This window comes from Bradyrhizobium sp. th-b2 (assembly GCF_000426785.1).
GTDB classification, from domain to species: Bacteria; Pseudomonadota; Alphaproteobacteria; order Rhizobiales; family Xanthobacteraceae; genus Bradyrhizobium; species Bradyrhizobium septentrionale.
Genome location: NZ_AUGA01000017.1, coordinates 65151 through 82970, shown reverse-complemented (window position 1 = coordinate 82970; position 17820 = coordinate 65151). Strand labels below are relative to the sequence as shown.

17 protein-coding genes and 1 tRNA gene are annotated in these 17820 nt (G+C 62.2%); 7 read left to right on the top strand and 11 right to left on the bottom strand.

The features are described 5' to 3' along the window. Positions 1–264: 264 nt before the first annotated feature. From acpS to rpoZ, 4 genes are all read right to left on the bottom strand, one after another. Positions 265–681: a holo-ACP synthase gene (gene acpS, locus K359_RS0121075; protein ID WP_021078359.1), complete on the bottom strand. Its 417-nt coding sequence runs from the start codon at positions 679–681 to the stop codon at positions 265–267. Then, positions 678–1451, bottom strand: a complete 774-nt coding sequence (locus K359_RS0121070; protein WP_029081104.1) for a pyridoxine 5'-phosphate synthase — start codon at positions 1449–1451, stop codon at positions 678–680. Before K359_RS0121070 ends, acpS begins: the two co-directional genes overlap by 4 nt. A gap of 94 nt (positions 1452–1545) precedes the next feature. Further along, positions 1546–3837: a bifunctional (p)ppGpp synthetase/guanosine-3',5'-bis(diphosphate) 3'-pyrophosphohydrolase gene (locus K359_RS0121065; protein WP_029081103.1), complete on the bottom strand. Its 2292-nt coding sequence runs from the start codon at positions 3835–3837 to the stop codon at positions 1546–1548. A 206-nt stretch (positions 3838–4043) separates the two neighbouring features. After that, on the bottom strand, positions 4044–4436 hold the full coding sequence (rpoZ, locus tag K359_RS0121060) for a DNA-directed RNA polymerase subunit omega (protein WP_016844003.1): 393 nt from the start codon (positions 4434–4436) through the stop codon (positions 4044–4046). A 360-nt stretch (positions 4437–4796) separates the two neighbouring features. Between rpoZ and K359_RS0121055 the strand changes: the two genes are divergently transcribed. Together K359_RS0121055 and K359_RS0121050 are read left to right on the top strand one after the other, a co-directional pair. Beyond that, complete coding sequence (locus K359_RS0121055) at positions 4797–5432, top strand: NYN domain-containing protein (protein ID WP_029081102.1); 636 nt, start codon at positions 4797–4799, stop codon at positions 5430–5432. Next, positions 5413–6072: a uracil-DNA glycosylase gene (locus K359_RS0121050; protein ID WP_029081101.1), complete on the top strand. Its 660-nt coding sequence runs from the start codon at positions 5413–5415 to the stop codon at positions 6070–6072. Before K359_RS0121055 ends, K359_RS0121050 begins: the two co-directional genes overlap by 20 nt. Here K359_RS0121050 and K359_RS0121045 read toward each other — a convergent pair. The 4 genes from K359_RS0121045 to dapA all read right to left on the bottom strand — a co-directional run bounded on the left by K359_RS0121045 (position 6069) and on the right by dapA (position 8635). Beyond that, the gene (locus K359_RS0121045) at positions 6069–6647 is read right to left on the bottom strand and encodes a peroxiredoxin (protein ID WP_029081100.1); all 579 of its coding nucleotides are present in this window, start codon (positions 6645–6647) and stop codon (positions 6069–6071) included. The genes K359_RS0121050 and K359_RS0121045 overlap by 4 nt on opposite strands. A gap of 146 nt (positions 6648–6793) precedes the next feature. Next, positions 6794–7267 (bottom strand): SsrA-binding protein SmpB, encoded by a 474-nt coding sequence (gene smpB / locus K359_RS0121040; protein WP_029081099.1) that lies wholly within the window; start codon positions 7265–7267, stop codon positions 6794–6796. Position 7268: 1 nt separating this feature from the next. Then, a complete protein-coding gene (gene mscL, locus K359_RS0121035; protein ID WP_029081098.1) occupies positions 7269–7685 on the bottom strand; it encodes a large conductance mechanosensitive channel protein MscL in 417 nt (138 codons plus the stop codon). Positions 7686–7744: 59 nt separating this feature from the next. Further along, positions 7745–8635, bottom strand: a complete 891-nt coding sequence (gene dapA / locus K359_RS0121030) for a 4-hydroxy-tetrahydrodipicolinate synthase (RefSeq protein WP_029081097.1) — start codon at positions 8633–8635, stop codon at positions 7745–7747. Between the two features lie 323 nt (positions 8636–8958). Here dapA and K359_RS0121025 point away from each other — a divergent pair, with 323 nt between their 5' ends. Together K359_RS0121025 and K359_RS0121020 are read left to right on the top strand one after the other, a co-directional pair. Then, entirely contained in the window at positions 8959–11424 is a 2466-nt protein-coding gene (locus K359_RS0121025) for a lytic transglycosylase domain-containing protein (protein ID WP_371261174.1), read from the top strand. A 229-nt stretch (positions 11425–11653) separates the two neighbouring features. After that, a tRNA-Ser gene (locus K359_RS0121020) sits at positions 11654–11747 on the top strand. Between the two features lie 1080 nt (positions 11748–12827). On the opposite strand, the gene K359_RS0121010 is transcribed toward K359_RS0121020, so the two are convergent. Together K359_RS0121010 and K359_RS0121005 are read right to left on the bottom strand one after the other, a co-directional pair. Then, positions 12828–13433: a hypothetical protein gene (locus K359_RS0121010; RefSeq protein ID WP_029081095.1), complete on the bottom strand. Its 606-nt coding sequence runs from the start codon at positions 13431–13433 to the stop codon at positions 12828–12830. Next, positions 13430–14026, bottom strand: a complete 597-nt coding sequence (locus tag K359_RS0121005) for a hypothetical protein (RefSeq protein ID WP_029081094.1) — start codon at positions 14024–14026, stop codon at positions 13430–13432. The genes K359_RS0121010 and K359_RS0121005 overlap by 4 nt, the downstream gene beginning before the upstream one ends. On the opposite strand from K359_RS0121005, the gene K359_RS0121000 reads away from it, so the two are divergent. From K359_RS0121000 to K359_RS0120990, 3 genes are all read left to right on the top strand, one after another. Next, positions 14025–14318 (top strand): hypothetical protein, encoded by a 294-nt coding sequence (locus K359_RS0121000; protein WP_051346246.1) that lies wholly within the window; start codon positions 14025–14027, stop codon positions 14316–14318. The genes K359_RS0121005 and K359_RS0121000 overlap by 2 nt on opposite strands. A 225-nt stretch (positions 14319–14543) precedes the next feature. After that, complete coding sequence (locus K359_RS58930) at positions 14544–14909, top strand: hypothetical protein (protein ID WP_084518465.1); 366 nt, start codon at positions 14544–14546, stop codon at positions 14907–14909. A 192-nt stretch (positions 14910–15101) separates the two neighbouring features. After that, complete coding sequence (locus K359_RS0120990) at positions 15102–15362, top strand: hypothetical protein (RefSeq protein ID WP_051346244.1); 261 nt, start codon at positions 15102–15104, stop codon at positions 15360–15362. Positions 15363–17484: 2122 nt separating this feature from the next. Here the strand turns inward: K359_RS0120990 and K359_RS66205 are convergent. Continuing rightward, on the bottom strand, positions 17485–17733 hold the full coding sequence (locus tag K359_RS66205) for a helix-turn-helix transcriptional regulator (protein ID WP_029081091.1): 249 nt from the start codon (positions 17731–17733) through the stop codon (positions 17485–17487). Positions 17734–17820 lie beyond the last annotated feature (87 nt).

The window sequence follows — 17820 nt, the reverse complement described above, 5'->3', positions numbered from 1 at the left end:
GCCCAGATGCCCGCGCGGTGGCAGAACGTTCTCTCCACGCGAAGCGCTCGATCCCCGCGTGAGGAAAATGGCCTTGATTCTGATCTTGAGGGCAAATCCCGACCTAAACCCGAAATTCGCGTCTCGCTCGATATACCCAGCGGCGTTTTAGACGGTTGTTCGCAAGGGCGCAATCAATCGCCGCCTCAAAACTTCGCAATTCATTGAAATGTCAATGATTTTTTAGTTTGCTAAAGTTTTCCGGCCGATTCCGGCGCCCTGCGCTCATCTGGCCGGAGCAACCGCCGAAATTATGACGAAGGCCTGAGCCAGCGGCCAATCGTCCGTGATCGAAAGGTCGATCTGCGCTTGCATGCCCTCCGGCGTCAGTTCCTGGAGCCGGGCCAGCGCCCCACCGGTCAGCCGCATCGAGGGCCGCCCTCCCGGCAGGTTGACCACCCCCATGTCCTTCCACCACACCCCGCGCCGGATACCGGTGCCGAGCGCCTTGGAGCAGGCCTCCTTCGCGGCGAAGCGCTTGGCGTAGGTCGCCACCACCATCTTCTCATTGTTGGCCCGGCGCATCGCCTTGGCGCGCTCGGCATCGGTGAAGATGCGATCGAGGAATCGCTCGCCATGGCGCTCGATCACCTTCGCGACCCGCGTGATATCGATCAGGTCGGAGCCGATACCGATGATCATGCGCCGACTGCGCCTTGCGCCCTGGCGCGGCCACGATCCATCGCCGCGCGCATCTCACGCACTGTGCCTGCGATGCCGACGAACAGCGCCTCGCCCATCATGAAGTAGCCGATGTTCAGCTCGCGGATTTCGGGCAGCGCGGAGATGATCTCGGCGGTGTCATAGTCGAGCCCGTGGCCGGCGTGGACCTCGAGCCCGGCCGCCTGCGCGAGCTTGGCGCCATCGATGATGCGCTTCCATTCGGCCGCCGCCTTGTCGGTGTGACCGTCGACCGCGGCGTCGCACCAGCCGCCGGTGTGGATCTCGATCACCGGCGCCTTCAGCTTCGCGGCCATCTCGATCTGCCTGGGATCGGCGGCAATGAACAGCGAGACCCGGATGCCGGCATCATTGAGCCGCGCAATGAAGGGCGCCAGCGCATTGTGCTGGCCGACCACGTCCAGGCCGCCTTCGGTGGTGAGTTCCTGACGTCGCTCCGGCACCAGGCAGACGGCGTGGGGCCTGGTGGCGAGCGAAATCCGCAGCATGTCGTCGGTCGCCGCCATCTCGAAATTCAAAGGCTTGGAGATCTCGGCCTTGAGCCGCGCCATGTCCTCGTCGCGGATGTGGCGGCGATCCTCGCGCAAATGCGCGGTGATGCCGTCGGCGCCGGCTTCGATCGCGGCCAGCGCCAGCCGCACCGGATCGGGCCGCGCCCCGCCGCGCGCATTGCGCAGGGTCGCGACGTGATCGACATTGATACCGAGGCGCAGCGGAGGAGCATTTGACATTTTCTTGGACCTGCAAATCTAACTCGTCATGCGCGGGCATAGCGGCCCGAAGGACGGCGTCGCTTCCGCTCGCCTATGTCCCGCGCATCCATCTTCAACCATTGACGCGCTCGACCTTTGCGACGACGGCCTTGGCGCGCAGTTGCGCGATGATAGCGAGGAGATGCTTGAGGTCATAGACCTCAAGATCGATGGTCAGCTCCGTGAAATCCGGCGACTGGCGCGACATGTGGATGTTGTCGATATTGCCGTCGTGCTCGGCGATCACGGTGGCGATCTGGGCGAGGCTGCCGGGCTCGTTCACATTGTGGACCAGGATACGCGCCGGGAAACGCTGCGGCATGGTCTCGTCGATGTCCCAGCGCACGTCGAGCCAGCGCTCCGGCTCCTCCTCGAAATCCTTCAGCGCCGGCGACTGGATCGGATAGATCGTGATCCCCTCGCCCGGCGTCACGATGCCGACGATCCGGTCGCCCGGCACGGCGCCGCCGTTCGGCGCGAATTTCACCGGCAGGTCGGAATTGATGCCGCGCACCGGGATCACCGAGGTGGCGCGCGCCGGATGCGGCGGGGTCTGCGTCTTCAGCTTGGCGGCGAGCCCCTTCTTGGCGCCATAGCGCACCAGGCGCTCTTCCTTGTAGTCGGGATACATCGCGCGCGCGACATCGGAAGCCTTGATCTCGCCGCGCCCGACCGAGGCCATCACGTCCTCGATCGAGGAACGCGCGAGCCGCGGCAATGCGCCCTTCAGCTTGTCGTCGGCATATTCGATCTTGGCGCGGGCAAACAGGCGGTCGACGATGCGGCGGCCGAGGCCGGCATACTGGTCGCGCACGGCATCACGGGTGGCACGCCGGATCGCGGCCCGCGCCTTGCCGGTGCGGGCGAGCGCTTCCCAGGCCGATGGCGGCGCAGACTGCGCCTTCGAGGTCAGCACCTCGACCTCGTCACCATTCTGCAACTCGGAGGACAACGGCGCGAACTTGCCATTGATCTTGCAGCCGACCGCGCTGTTGCCGACACCGGTGTGCACGGCATAGGCGAAATCGATCACATTGGCGTTGCGCGGCAGCGCGATCAGCTTGCCCTTCGGCGTGAAGCAGAACACCTGGTCGTGGAACAGCTCGAGCTTGGTGTGCTCCAGAAACTCTTCCGGATTGGCGCTTTCCGAAAGGATGCCGATGGTGTGGCGCAGCCAGGCGAAGGCGTTGGACTCGTGCTTCATCCGCTCGTGCGGCGAGCCCGCCCCTTCCTTGTAGAAGGCGTGCGCGGCGATGCCGAACTCGGCGATCTGGTTCATCTCCTCGGTGCGGATCTGCAGCTCGACGCGCTGCTTGCCCGGACCGATCACGGTGGTGTGGATCGAGCGGTAGTCGTTCTGCTTCGGCGTCGAGATGTAGTCCTTGAAGCGGCCCGGCACCACCGGCCAGGTGGTGTGGACGATACCGAGCGCGCGGTAGCAGGCGCCGACATCATCGAGGATGACGCGGAAGCCGTAGATGTCGGAGAGCTGCTCGAAGCCGACCGACTTGCGCTCCATCTTGGTCCAGATCGAAAACGGCTGCTTGCGGCGACCGAACACCCGCGCGGTGATGCCGTTCTTCTGCAGGTTCTTGGAGAGCTGGCTTTCGATCTCGCCGATTAAATTGCGGTTGCGCTCGGCCAGCGCATCGAGCCGCTGCTTGACCACGGCATAGGCCTCGGGATCGAGCACGAAGAAGGACAGGTCCTCGAGCTCCTCGCGCATCTCCTGCATACCCATGCGGCCGGCGAGCGGCGCATAGATGTCCAGCGTCTCGTCGGCGATGCGGCGGCGCGAGGCCGGCGGCACGAATTCCAGCGTGCGCATGTTGTGCAGGCGGTCGGCGAGCTTGATCAGCAACACGCGGACGTCGTCGGCAATCGCCAGCAACAGCTTGCGCAGATTCTCGGCCTGCTTGGCCTCGCGCGACACCAGCTCCAGCCGCTTCAGCTTGGTCAGGCCTTCGACCAGCGCCCCGATCTCGTGGCCGAAGACATGATCGATCTCGGCGCGCGTCGCCTCGGTGTCCTCGATCGTGTCGTGCAGCAGGGCCGCGACGATCGTGGCATCGTCGAGCTTGAGGTTGGTGAGGATCGCGGCGACCTCGAGCGGATGCGAGAAATAGGGATCACCGGAGGCACGGGTCTGCGTGCCGTGCGCCTTCATGGCGTAGACATAGGCGCGGTTGAGCAGATCCTCGTTGGTATCGGGGTTATAGGAGCGGACGCGCTCGACAAGGTCATATTGTCGCATCATGCGCGTCCGCGGCTTGGCCGGCCGCTCCGCCGCGGACGACGCCGGCGCCACCGCGACCGTTTCGGTTGCAGCCTTCATCTGGATGGAACTGCGGCGTCGATACGCCATGAACGCGATGCCTCTCCCGCGGGACCGGAACGTCCCACCTTGCTCAATCTAGTGCGCTTTCGAATGAAGCAGCACCCTGCGCGGGCCTTGGAACCGTTCAATTTCCCGCGCCTGCATAGGACGCACCGTAACAGCGAAATTGTCAACAAAAGCAAAGGCCCGGAGCAATGTCCGGGCCTTTTTCAAATCAATCCGAAACGAGGAGCTTATTCGTCTTCCTCGGGCTGCTCCTCCGGGGGCGCCAGGCCTTCGAGGCCCTTCAGCAGCTCTTCCTCGGTCATCCGTTCGACTGCGACCTCGGTGTCGTCGGCATCAACGCTGGCACCGGCGGAACCGATCAGCGGCACGGTGTCGGGCTCGGGCTCGTCGACCTCGACGAACTTCTGGAGCGAGTGCACGAGTTCCTCTTTCAGGTCTTCCGGCGAGATCGTCGAATCGGCGATCTCTCGCAGCGAGACCACCGGATTCTTGTCGTTGTCGCGATCAACCGTGAGTTGCGAGCCCGACGAGATCATCCGGGCGCGATGCGCAGCCAACAGGACGAGGTCGAAACGATTGTCGACCTTATCAATGCAATCTTCGACGGTGACGCGAGCCATCTCGAGGCGCTCCGTGGTAAAAGGAACCGAACATGTTGGTTATGAGGGTTAGTTATAGGGCTAGCCCCGGTTTCGCAAGGTAAAATTTGTGATTTGCCTTCCCAACAGGCTCTGATAACCCGATCTGCCGGGGCCAGAAGGGCCGGAGCGTCTGACGACATGGCTAGGTTGCTGTCCCAGACAAGTAAATCTCTTCATTGCAATGTCAAAGGTCTAGGCTTTTTGCCCTCGCCTCACCATAATTGCGGTGGTGACTGTCGTGGGGAAAGATTCACAGAACTTTAGGCAGCAACGCAGGAAATTGCGCGCGGTCGTTCGCCGCTGCGCTAAAAACACTAACAACCACGCGAGAACACTTTGATGTCGTCACCTGTTTCCAACAAGATCGCGCTCTTCATCGACGGAGCCAATCTGTACGCAACCGCAAAGACGCTGGGCTTCGACATCGACTACAAGCGCCTCCTCAAGGAATTCCAGAGTCGAGGCACGCTGTTGCGGGCGTTCTACTACACGGCGATCATTGAAGATCAGGAGTACTCGTCGATCCGTCCGCTGATCGACTGGCTCGACTACAACGGCTACACCGTCGTCACCAAGGCCACCAAGGAATTCATCGACGCCAGCGGCCGCCGCAAGGTGAAGGGCAATATGGACATCGAGCTCGCGGTCGATGCCATGGAACTTGCCGAACACATCGACCAGATGATCCTGTTTTCCGGCGATGGCGACTTCCGTTCCCTGGTCGAGGCAGTGCAGCGCCGCGGCGTCCGCGTCACCGTCATCTCCACCATTGCCAGCCAGCCGCCGATGATCGCCGACGAGCTGCGCCGCCAGGCCGACGTCTTCACCGATCTCGTCGAGCTGCAATCCAAGCTCGGCCGCGATCCGTCCGAACGTCCGGCCCCGCGCGAACCGCGTCACCACTCCCCGCAATTCCTGCAGCGCGCGACCACCACCATGGCCCCACGGGGAGCCGATGACGATTTCGACGAGTAACCTCGTCGCCGCACCTACGCGCCCCGACAGCAACTGTCAGCTCTGTGTCAGGCTGGCCGACTTCCGCGCACAAGCGCGGGCCCTCCACCCGGACTGGTTCAACTCGCCGGTGGAGTCTTTCGGCGACCCAAATGCGCGGCTGTTGATCGTCGGGCTCGCGCCGGGCATGCAGGGCGCCAACCGCACCGGCCGTCCCTTCACCGGCGATTATGCCGGTGACCTGCTCTACGCGACCCTGCTCGAATATGGCTTCGCCAGCGGCGTCTATCAGGCGCGCCCGGACGACGGCCTCAAGCTGGTCGACAGCCGGATCAGCAACGCGGTGCGTTGCGTGCCGCCGCAGAACAAGCCGCTACCGGCCGAGATCAACACCTGCCGGCAATTCCTGAGTGCCACCATCGCCACGATGCCGAAGCTGCGCGCGATCGTGCTGCTCGGGCGAATCGCCCACGAATCGACGCTGAGGGCGCTGGGCATCCGCTTGGCCGCGGCCCCCTTTGTGCACGGTGCAGTGCATAGCGCGGGTCCCTTCAAGCTCTACGACAGCTATCACTGCTCGCGCTACAACACGAACACGGGCGTGCTGACCACCGACATGTTCCGTAAGGTCTTCGCGACCGTGCGGAAGGATCTCGGCTAGAGCTTCGGATTATCCCTCAACCACTGCAGCACGTCGCCGGCGTTCCGGTCGGGCGGGAACACCGGATAGAACACGTGGGCGATGCGCGCATCGTCGACGACCAAAGCGAGCCGCTTGATCAGCGTCAGGCCCGCCACCGACATCGTCGGCAATCTCAGCGTGTGCGTCAGCTCCAGCGCTTCGTCCGACAGCACCGGGAACGGCAGGTGCAGGCGCGACGCCATTTCGGTCTGGTACGCATTGCTTTGGGTCGACAGCCCGAACACCTGCGCGGCCCCGGCCGCCTTCAGATCGGCGAACAGGTCGCGGAACGCGCAGGTTTGCGGCGTACAGCCGCGGGCGCCGGGGATCATGTCCCAATCATCGACCAGCCCGATCTTGCCGGGCTCGCCGGTTCGTGGATAGGCGAACACCACGGTGCGGCCCTCGAGCGCCGACAACGTGACCGACGTGTCGTTGGTGGCGCGCAAGGTCACCGGCGGGATCGTCATGCCGGTCAGATGCGCCGCGCCGCCGTCGTCCGTGGGCGGTGGGATCTTGCTCCAGTCGACATCGGTCAGGCTGCTCTGGCTCATCGCCCAAATCTCCGTGGGTCGTCATTGCGAGCCAACGGGTCGCGCCAACGCGCGCCCGATGATAAACTTGGCGAAGCAATCCACAGCGCCGCAGTGGATGGATGGATTGCTTCGTCGCTTCGCTCCTCGCAATGACGGCTTGAATTCTATCCTCGCGCCCGCATTAGGCGGCCCTTCTCGCGGCCCCAGTCGCGCTTCTTCTCGGACTCGCGCTTGTCGTGCAGCTTCTTGCCCTTGGCGATCGCGAGCAGCAGTTTGGCACGGCCGCGCTCGTTGAAGTACAGCTTCAGCGGAATGAGCGTCATGCCCTCGCGGTCGACAGCGCCGAGCAGCTTGTTGATCTGCTTGCGATGCAGCAGCAGCTTGCGCGGCCGCTTCGGCTCGTGGTTGAAGCGGTTGGCCTGCAGATATTCGGGGATATTGGCGTTGATCAGCCATATCTCGCCGTTCTTGGAATCCGCATAGGATTCCGCGATCGTGCTCTTGCCGCTGCGGATCGATTTCACCTCGGTGCCGGTCAGCGAGATGCCGGCCTCGATCGTATCCTCGATGGCGTAGTTGAAGCGGGCCTTTCGGTTTTCGGCGACAACCTTGATCGGACGTTCGTTCTTGTCGGCCACTTTAGCCCTTCTTGAGGAGGTCGCGGATTTCCGTCAGCAGCACGACCTCGTCGGACGGCTTCGGCGGCTCGGCGGGCTTGGCCTCATCCTTGCGCTTGAACTGGCTCATGGTGCGAATGACCAGGAACAGCACGAATGCGACGATCAGGAAGTTGAGCGTCAGCGTCAGGAAGTTGCCCCAGGCCAGCACCGCCCCCTGCTTCTTGGCGTCGGCCAGATTGGTCGCGTTGACCGCCTTGGAAAGTCCGGTGAAATAGTTGGAGAAATCGAGCCCGCCCGTGATCGCGCCGATGATCGGCATGATGATGTCGCCGACCAGCGAGGTGACGATCGCGCCGAAGGCCGCACCGATGATGACGGCGACGGCGAGGTCGACGACATTGCCCTTCATGGCGAATTCGCGGAATTCCTTCAGCATGCCCATCCCCTTCTCTTCGACGTTGCGCACGGCATTGTTCACGGCAGGTCCGGTCCGGCTCAGTTGATCAGGCCGGCATGCACCATGGCGCTGCGGACGGCAGTGCGGGTGGCTTCGGTGACCGGCACCATCGGCAGGCGCAGCTTCTCGTCCAGCTTGCCGAGCAGCGACATCGCGTATTTCACCGGCGCCGGGTTGCTCTCGATGAACAGATTGGTGTGCAGCGGCATCAGCTTGTCATGGATCTTCAGCGCCGTGGTGACGTCACCCTTCTGCCAGGCGGTCTGGAATTCCGAGCACAGCCGCGGCGCGACGTTCGAGGTCACCGAGATGCAGCCATGGCCGCCATGCGCCATGTAGCCGATGATGGTCGCGTCCTCGCCGGACAGCTGGTTGAAGTCCTCGCCCATCGCGGCGCGCTGCTGCGAGACCCGCACCATGCTCGCGGTCGCATCCTTGACGCCGGCGATGTTCTTCAGCTCGAACAGCCGCTTCATGGTGTCGACCGACATGTCGATCACCGAGCGCGGCGGGATGTTGTAGATGATGATCGGAATGCCGATCGCATCGTTGATCGCCTTGAAGTGCTGGTACATGCCTTCCTGGGTCGGCTTGTTGTAGTACGGCGTCACGACCAGCACCGCATTGGCCCCTGCCTTCTCCGCGTGCTTGGCGAGTTCGATCGCTTCCTTGGTCGAATTCGAACCGGCGCCGGCGATCACGGGCACCCGGCCCTTGGCCTCCTCGATGCACCACTCGACCACCCGCTTGTGCTCGTCATGGCTGAGCGTCGGGCTCTCGCCTGTCGTGCCGACCGGCACCAGGCCGTGCGTGCCCTCGGCGATCTGCCAGTTCACGAGGCTGCGGAACGCCGCCTCGTCCACCGAGCCGTTCTTGAAGGGCGTCACCAAGGCAGTGAATGACCCCCGGAATTTTGTCTTGGCTGCCATGGACTTCCTCCAAACGCTTCAGGCTATAGGCTAGGTCGACGGACCGTTCTTGTTGGCGCGCTTCACGTCTGTGCGACCGGCACCCGGTCGATGCGAAACGCCACGAAAGGCAATTCATATCGGGTCTGGCCGACAGGCGAAAGGGCCGCACCGTACCTATTCCCAGCCGGTTCCAGCCGCGATTTTGCCGTGGTGCTGGCGCAAACAGCCGCACCGGCAGACTTCTTAGTATTTTGTCCACGTTTTCAATCAAATAAGAAACCCATGTAAGAAACCCATGGCCCGAACGACCAGATGATTCGGGGCCGCAGAGGATTTCCGTGATCCGTTCCGCCCGCGCAGGCACTTTGCGATCGACGGCGCTGGCGACGAGCCTCGCGCTCGTTGTCGGCCTTGCCGTCATCACATCCGATGCATGGGCCGCCGCGGATGCGCCGGCAACACCGTCGGCTGCCGACAACGCCGCTCCCAAAGCCGCGACTCCCAAGGCCGCCACTCCCAAAGCCGCGGCACCGAAGTCTGCCGCTCCCAAGGCGGCTGCTCCCAAGGCCGACGCTCCCAAGGCGGCTGCTTCAAAGCCAGCCGCAACCAAGAGCGACTCCGCAAAGACCGACGCCGCGAAGACAACTGCGTCCGGCGCGGCCAAGACGGACGGTGCCAAGACCGTTCATCCCAAGACCACCGATTCCAAGAGCGCGGGGTCAAAGACCGACACGCACAAGACCGCCGCGCCCAAGACCGCCTCGCCAGCTTCGACGGGAAGTCTGCCGAAGAAACCGGCGCCCGCCAGCGTGGCCGCACCCGCGCTGGTTCCCGCGACCCGCCAGCATGCCGCCCCTGTCGTGCGCAAGCCGGTGGTGCCTGCGGCGGTGGCCGCGACATCGTCAACGTCGCAGTCGGACAAGGACGCGGTCGCCAACGTCGTCGAGCTGCTGCGCAAGCGCAGGCCTTCCGACGCCACCGAGGCCGAGGCCTCGATCTCCGATCCGGTCGCGCGCAAGCTTGCCGAATGGCTGATCCTGCGCAGCGAGGACAATGGCGCCTCGGTCGAGCGCTACCGCAGTTTCCTCGACGCCAATCCGAGCTGGCCTTCGCAGACCTTCCTGCGTCGCCGCATCGAGGCCTCGCTGTGGGACGACCGTCGCGACGATTCCGCGGTCTGGGCTTGGTTCCAGAATGAATCGCCGGTTTCGGCCAAGGGCCGGCTCGCGCTCGCCAAGGTGATGATCGGCCGCGGCGACCGCGGCAATGCCGAGCGCCTGGTCCGCGAGGCCTGGCGCAACGACGGGATGAGCGAGGACACCGAAACCGCCGCGCTCGATCTGTTCGGCTCGTTCCTCACCGCCGGCGACCACAAGGCGCGCATGGACACCATGCTCTACGGCACCGACAACGAAGCTGCCGGCATGCGCGAGGCCAAGCGGCTCGGCTCCGGTTACGTGGCGCTGGCCAAGGCACGTATCGCTGCGACCCGCAAGGGTTCGAACCTGCGCGCACTGCTGGAAGCGGTGCCGGACGAACTCTCCGGCGACACCGGCTATTTGTTCGCGAAGATTCAGTTGCTTCGCCGAGAGGAGAAATTCGCTGAGGCTGCGCGGCTGATGCTGAGTGCGCCGAAGGAGGCCTCCCGCCTCTACAATGTCGACGAATGGTGGATCGAGCGCCGGCTGCTAGCGCGCAAGATGATCGACACCAACGAGTTTCGCACCGCCTATCTGATCGCGCGCGACGCGGCGCTGCCGGCCCGTGACATCTACAAGACCGAGCAGGAATTCACCGCCGGCTGGATCGCGCTGCGCTTCCTCAACGATCCCGCCCTCGCCGCGCAGCATTTCGCGCGGATCGGCGTCGGCAGCGCCAACCCGACTGCGCTGGCGCGTGCCGGCTATTGGCAGGGCCGCGCCGCGGAAGCCGCCGGCCGCGGCCAGGAGGCACGTGCCGCCTATGCACGCGCGGCCGAACAATCCACCAGTTATTACGGACAGCTCGCGCGCGCAAAACTCGGCCTGCCGCAGATCGAGCTGAACAGCGCGCCGCGCGGCCGCGGCGCCGATCGGCTGGAGATCGTGCGCGCGGTGGCGCTGCTGTACGAAATCGACGCGCGCGAGCTCGCGATCCCGATCTTCGGCGACCTCGGCGACAATGGCGATCCGGAAGCGCTGGCCGGCCTCGGCGAGCTGACCGCACGCAACGGCGACGCGCGCGGCATGCTGCTGATGGGCAAGTCCGCGCTCAACCGCGGACTGCCGTTCGACCACTACGCCTATCCGGTCAACGGCATTCCGTCGTTCCGCCAGGTCGGGCCGGAGGTCGAGCAGAGCGTCGTCTACGCGATTGCGCGCCAGGAGAGCGCGTTCAATCCGGCCGTGGTGTCGCCGGCCCAAGCCTACGGCCTGATGCAGGTGACGCCCGACGCCGGACGTTACGTCTGCAAGCGCGCCGGCATCGGCTTCGACCTCAACCGGATGAAGACCGACCCGGTCTACAACGCGACGCTTGGCGCCGCCGAGCTCGGCGGCCTGCTCGAGGACTATCGCGGCTCCTACATCCTGACCTTCGCCGCCTACAATGCCGGCCGCGGCAGCGTGAAGAAGTGGATCGAGCGCTATGGCGACCCGCGCGATCCCAAGGTCGACGCGGTCGACTGGGTCGAGCTGATTCCGTTCTCGGAGACGCGGAACTACGTCCAGCGCATCATGGAGAACCTGCAGGTCTATCGCGCCCGCTTCGGCGGCGGGACCCGGTTGCAGATCGAGGCCGACCTGCACCGCGGCGCCAGCGTGGAATGACCCGGCGGGAGCGGTTTTCAACAGGCTTGCGACGGATCGCGGCCGAATCCCGACGCAACTCATTGTTATAATTAGAATTTCGTGCGATTTGCCGCGTCAGCGCCTCACGATTGGCGCTCCATATAAAGGCTCCAGGGCGGCCGTCGGCGCAGCTGCCACCAAATCACCTTGTCGCAATCTGAATCTGCCGCTTGCGGCTCAGCGCCCTCTCGGGCATATCGGCGCCATTGGAGACGTGGCCGAGTGGCTGAAGGCGGCGGTTTGCTAAACCGTTATAGGCTTGTAAAGGCCTATCGAGGGTTCGAATCCCTCCGTCTCCGCCATCATCCTTTATATTTCAATAAGTTAGACGAGCTTTCGATCCCTGCGCACAAATCGCTGCACAATGAAAACCCGCCGACGTGTGAACCGGCGGACCCTATGCGACCGCTTTTGCACAATGAGAACGACCCCGGTGTGGGCGGCACGCCGGGATCGCCATTCTCACTCCCGGTGGGGTTCGGGGGACCTGACAACCGGGAGCAAACAAACTATGCCGGACATCGCCAGTGCGTTCCTATGCTCTTAGGAAATCCGAAACCTAACCGGCGCACGCTTTCCTTGGGACGGGACCGATTGGGGACTTGCACGGTCGCGTTTCGGAGGAGCCGGCGCGCTGCCCCGCCTGCCGGCTCCTCTTTCTTCAAATCTGTGCAGACACTGCAAAATGAGACGACCCCAGCCAGGGCTAATGGGCCGGGGTCGCCATCCTGACTCCCGGCGGAGCTTGGGGAACCTGAAAACCGGGAGCCAAAACAAACTACGCCCGACATCGCCACGCGTTCCTATGTCCCTTCAGTGCGGGAGCGACGCTAGTTTTCGGGAACAAGTGGCAATTCCAGAAGTTAGTTCGCCAGTTCGTTATGGAGTTGGGACACTTGACGGCCTCAGCGCTCTCCCCGGGGTGCTGGGGCCGTGGTTTTTTTGCGCGTTAGCGGCCCGCGCCGCCGGGACAAGGCCCCATTTCGATCCGCGACGGCGCTCGCTCATCCCTCGTTCACATTGATTTTCCTACTGTGCGCAACGGTTCAGAAAACCTACAGGAGGAATCATGAAGCTCAAATTTGCACTTATTGGACTTGCTGCCCTCGGCAGCCTTGCAGTTGTCGGAACCGCGTCAGCGCTGCCCGCCGCAACGCCGAATGCTTTCGGCGGCGATAATGCTGTCATCCAAGTCGGGGGCGGTCATGGCCATGGGCATGGATGGGGTCATCACGGCGGTCGCGGGCATCACTACGGCTGGGGCCGTGGCCACCATTATGGTTGGGGACACCATCGCCACTAACCGGTGCCACCTTTGCCAGCTCCAAAAATAGGAAAGCCCGCCGGGCGTGAACCGGCGGGCGCTCCTAGAATCTTCGGGGCTATATACTATTGAGCGCGGCAATAGCGGTCTTGAGAGCCGCCATATGCCACTCAACCTCTGGGCAAATCTCGTCGTCGATAACATATTGGATCAACGCCGCAGCGCCGGCTGCCGTTGTAGGCTTCATCCGGGAAAGGCGTCCCGCACATTCGTCCTCGGCCTCTGTTGCCCGGTCCAGTTTCTCACACTTCACCGCCATCCCGGCGCGCTCATCCCACGCCTTCCCTGCGGCCAGCTTTGCTTGCCAGCGAGCCCTAGCGTCGAGATACTCCTGTTCGATAATTGCCGGATCGATCTCTGCCTCGCGCAGCAGCTGGTCACGCCGGTTTTCTATTTCAGACCCGCCGATGTGATAATCACGCCAATGGATAAGCGCGACAGGGCGCCGACCGTGCTCATCTCCGGCTTCATACTCAGCGCGGTCCCACTCATCATAAAGTTCGCAGCGAAGGGTCTGAAGCCTCCTATGCTCTTCAAGCATTGCGAAGATTGGATCGGAGCCGCCGGCTAGGACGTCTGCGGCCTTGACCGATCCGGTGAGCGTTGAGGCGGCCGTTGCACCGGCCAACATGCGTAGACCTATCCGTCGCGTTACCGGTTTCATGCCAAGCCTCCCTGCCAGCAGTCTTCGGTGCCGATCTGCTCGAGCAGGCCGTCGTAATCACCGATCCCGGTGACGCACTCGTCTTCGAGGTCGCGACTGCCACCTCCCGCCCAATTCGTTTGGTCGCCTATCGGGTGCGAGCCCCACGCCCATCCGAGCGCGCTCGGATGCTTCTCGAGGCTTCCGAGACTGGGCTCGTGGTCGGCTTGGTCTAGCTCAGCGTCGACTTCGAGTCGTTCTTCGCCAAGATGGTTTTGCCGGTTGGACAGACGCTGATCGGTCATCCGGTCAAAGCTTCCAAGATCCGGTTCGCGATCGTCGCCGCCACCGCCGCGGCCTTGGCCTGGGAATGCCTCCTGCAGGCCGAGGGATGGCTCGGCGTCGCCATCGTCCTCGAGCTCTCGGCAGACGTAGTCGTCTGTCAGGTCCAAAAACTTTAGAAGTCTGTCGACCTCGTCTCTGGCTTCGCGCCGGAGACGGCCTATCGCCAAGAAAAGATCTTCGGGGGAAATGTCAGTCCGGTAATGGAGAGCGCCAGCGAACGCCGTAGCGGCGGGCACGGCTATGCTATTCTCAGAATCAACCTGAGCCATGACTTACCTCATAGTTTGGGCCAGGCCTGTCCCGCTGTTCGAGCAGCGCGGCAGGCCGCTTGGTTTTCAAGCAGATTTAGGGTATGACCTAAATATGAAATCGTCAACAAAAAAGGTCACACCTAAAAAACGAGGCCGGCCGGCGACGGGTAAGGACCCCCTGGTCAGCACCCGCATGCCACCGACATTGATCGCGGCTGTCGAGGCGTGGGCCTCACAGCAAGATGACGATCCTGGACGCTCCGAAGCCATCCGCCGGCTGGTCGAGATCGGGCTAAAGGCGAAGAAGTAGGCGGATATGATCAAGACCGCGATGGGTTGGCTGCAATTACCGCACTGGCTCATCATCGCGGGAGCCGTGCTGGTAGCGGTCGGCCTAATTGGCCTTATGATCAGCCGCCGGTGCCGGGCCAAAGTCCAGGACGAACCGGCCCACCGAGTCACCGAGCCAAGGTAAGTCAGCAACTAAAGCGGACGTGAGGTGTTTCCAAATCGGGCGACTTTATGGGAGAGTCCGATGCTTAGGAAAACCCTGATCACATTAATCGCGGTGCTGGCCGTGGGCGCGTTGGCACCGACTGCTGCTTCTGCGCGCGGAGGCTTCGGCGGCGGCTTTCATGGCGGCGGTTTCCACGGCGGATTTGGTGGCGGCGGCTGGCGTGGTGGCGGTTGGCGCGGAAGCGGGTTTGGAGCGGCCGCTCTTGGACTTGGGATAGGCCTCGGCTTGGCCGGCGCCTACGGTTACCCTTACGGATATGGCTTCCCGTACGGATACGACTACGGCTACGGCTATGGTTACCCCTATGGCTATGGCTACCCGTACCGAGCCAGTTATGGCTACTGCGTCGCAACAGCCAGCCAGCAAGCATATGCTTGCTATTAGCAGCGAAGCCGGCAGTCCGCCGAGAACCACGACGATCCAGGCAATTTGGAGGATATGGATCGCAAGCAAGCGACGACTGGCACGACCGTATCCTTACGGGCCGACATTGGCATGCAACTTGCGACGTGTGCGTGAATAGTTTCGGCGCCGGCTATTCTCTGTGTGCCGAACTCAGACATTCGGAGCACGCAAATGAATATCCAACCCCGCTTTGAGACAGCTCGCGCAAATGCAATACGAGAGGTCGCGGTAGTCAATAAGATAGTGGCCGATCTTATCCGCACCCTTGAAATGATCGAATCCGACATCGCGGCCGAAGAAGAGCGCGTCAGTATTTCAGACCGGTCCGACCCTAAGTATCCGATACTGGCGAGGTCGCTGATCGAGCGGCGAAACAATATCAAAATGACCATTGCCGCTCTTGAACAGCGGATCACCGGACCAGCGAAATAGGCCAAGCTGGCTGACCATCATATTTTAATGCGAGCTTTCGAGCGGAAATACATAATGGTGTTGCTTCATGACTGGTCCTTTTTTGGCCTCGGCGACGCCCCATCTCGCTGGGGCCATTCTTTTGCGATCATGAGATGGCTAGAAACAAATCGACATAAAGTAAGTTGTAGAGCCATCACCGGCACACAGTTGGCAACGGTGACTGAGAGACGCGTTGCGCTCCCGCCTTCGTGGACGGGAGTGCGTAATGTGCGAGAGATGCACCGAGCTTGACGAACGGATTATGCATTACCGTTTGCTTCGCATGCGGATCACGGATCAAAAGACCTTAGATGCCATCGTAAGGTTGATTGAGCAGCACCAAACAGAGAAACTCGACCTCCATCCAGAGGCGCAAGAGTAGGGCCGCGTCAACTGCCTCAATCGCGACCGTGTGATTTGATGGGCAAAGCCTTAATTCCCACCGCTTTGGAACGATTTGCGATCAAGCGAATTTACGACGGCGAATGCACTCGTCCTGCTGTGCATTCACACATCGGCGTTAGGAAGTCCCAGCGCTACCCCCGATAGCGCTGGGACTTTCTTTGTCGGACGTTAGTCACAGCGCCAGGGATCGCTACTCAACAATATCTATGCACCCTCCAATTGGTGGCTTGGAGAGTGATGACGGGGCCTTAACGCTCGTCCCGCATGTACGGACTTCGCTGGGAGACGAGTCGCAAGTCTTGATCCGCCGCCATCGTCTGCGGCCCGTGCATATGCGGCACGTTCACCGGATTGCCCCAAAAGGTCCAAGCAATAGCGCCACTGACAAGAATTCCACCGCAGATAGCCAAAAGGTCCCGCCTCATTGCGCTTCCTCCCTGTGGGCCATTTCAGAGCATAAATCAGGCCAAGCCACGCGAGAGCGGTCCAGAACGTAAAAATGGGCTAAGCAGGACAGTGCGGTCATTATTCTGGCGCGCCGCGGTCTATCTTCATTTCCCATGGAGTCAGACTTCTACATCGAGATTATCAACACGGGCACGCGCCCGCACCCATGGCGTTGGGAGTTGAGAAGACGAAGCAAGCCAATGGGCGTCCGACTCGGCTCCAGTGGGTTTCAATCTCCCACTGCTGCCGAGTATGCTGGCAAACGAGCTCTTGCTCGGTTCTTAGAGGATCTGTCCAGGGAGCAGCAACGGGAGCCATAGGAACCCACACGAGCTGCTTAATCCGCGGTCCGATTGCCTATCAAATCACCTTGCGCAAGCTGGCTCCATCACGCTGTCATGTAGACGGGTCCTTGGAGCGACACCGGGATAGATCTCGCCTCGCACCATCTTTCCCAAAGCCCCCGTCGGTCCCAAACCCGGCGGGGGTATCAGTTTGGAAGACCCGGCCTCGGCGCTTGATGGGTTCACCGGCGGGCGTCACGCGATCAGCCAGGGTTGGCTCGAGTACCACGAGAGCGGGACTTGCGTGAGAATGCTGCAGCCCGGCAAAGACCTGTTCGCTTGAATCGAAACAGCCCCGGCAGGGCTTGGGGAAGCACACCGGGGCCGCTTCGTGGGGCGCCCCTTTCCGGAGGAGCGCAATTCACAGTATTGGGAAAAAGTGGCAATCGGTACGGCGCTAGCGGGCTACTCCGGAAGGTGAGTTCTTGCCGCCAATGCTAGAGTTGAGCAAGTTTCTCGTTCGCTTGCGCTCCTCCATGCGGGTAGGAAGATGCAAACCCAGGCTGCGGGCCCGCATATAAACTGAGTGAGCCGGGCGTCTCAATGCGACGGCGATGCGGTTAGCACTCGCTCGCGCAGCGACCATAACCTTCAGTCGTTCGATTTCTTCGTCTGTCCACCTTCGATAGCGCATCTCGTTTTAATCGCTCATGGACGGGCGCGTTCCCACCTCGTTGCTGGTTTCTGATGAAGATAGCCGAAATAGGCCAAGCTGGCTGACCATCATATTTTAATGCGAGCTTCCGAGCGGAAATACATAATGGCATCTCTTCATGATCAGCCTCTCTTGGCCTCGGCGTGTGCCCCCTCGCTGGGGCCATTCTTTGAGATAATGAGAGCGACCGGCGGCGCCCGAGTCGACGACTGACTAGGAACGATTTGTGATGCGGTCGGTGCGGTCCTAATTAGGACACTCGCGAAGGGAGATTTGGCCACCTCATCTGAGGGGGCCACGGTCCCAAATTAATGGCCGCTTCCATGATCTCCGCGTGCGAGCAGATCTTTAGCTTTCTGAGCAAGCGAAGGCGTTGGGTCGCAACTTGCGCTTCGGTCCCGCCAATTTGGCGAGCGATCTCAGCATCGGACCGCCCCAGAGCCATGCGCCTGAGGACTTGTTTTTCACGGGGCGTGAGCGGCGCTGCCGACGTCTTCATAAGTGCCCGATCTGATGCCAGGCGGCTGTTCTAATAGAGTGGCCCCAGCAACCTTGGGAGCCTGTGTAGGGGTCCGACAGTTGCTGG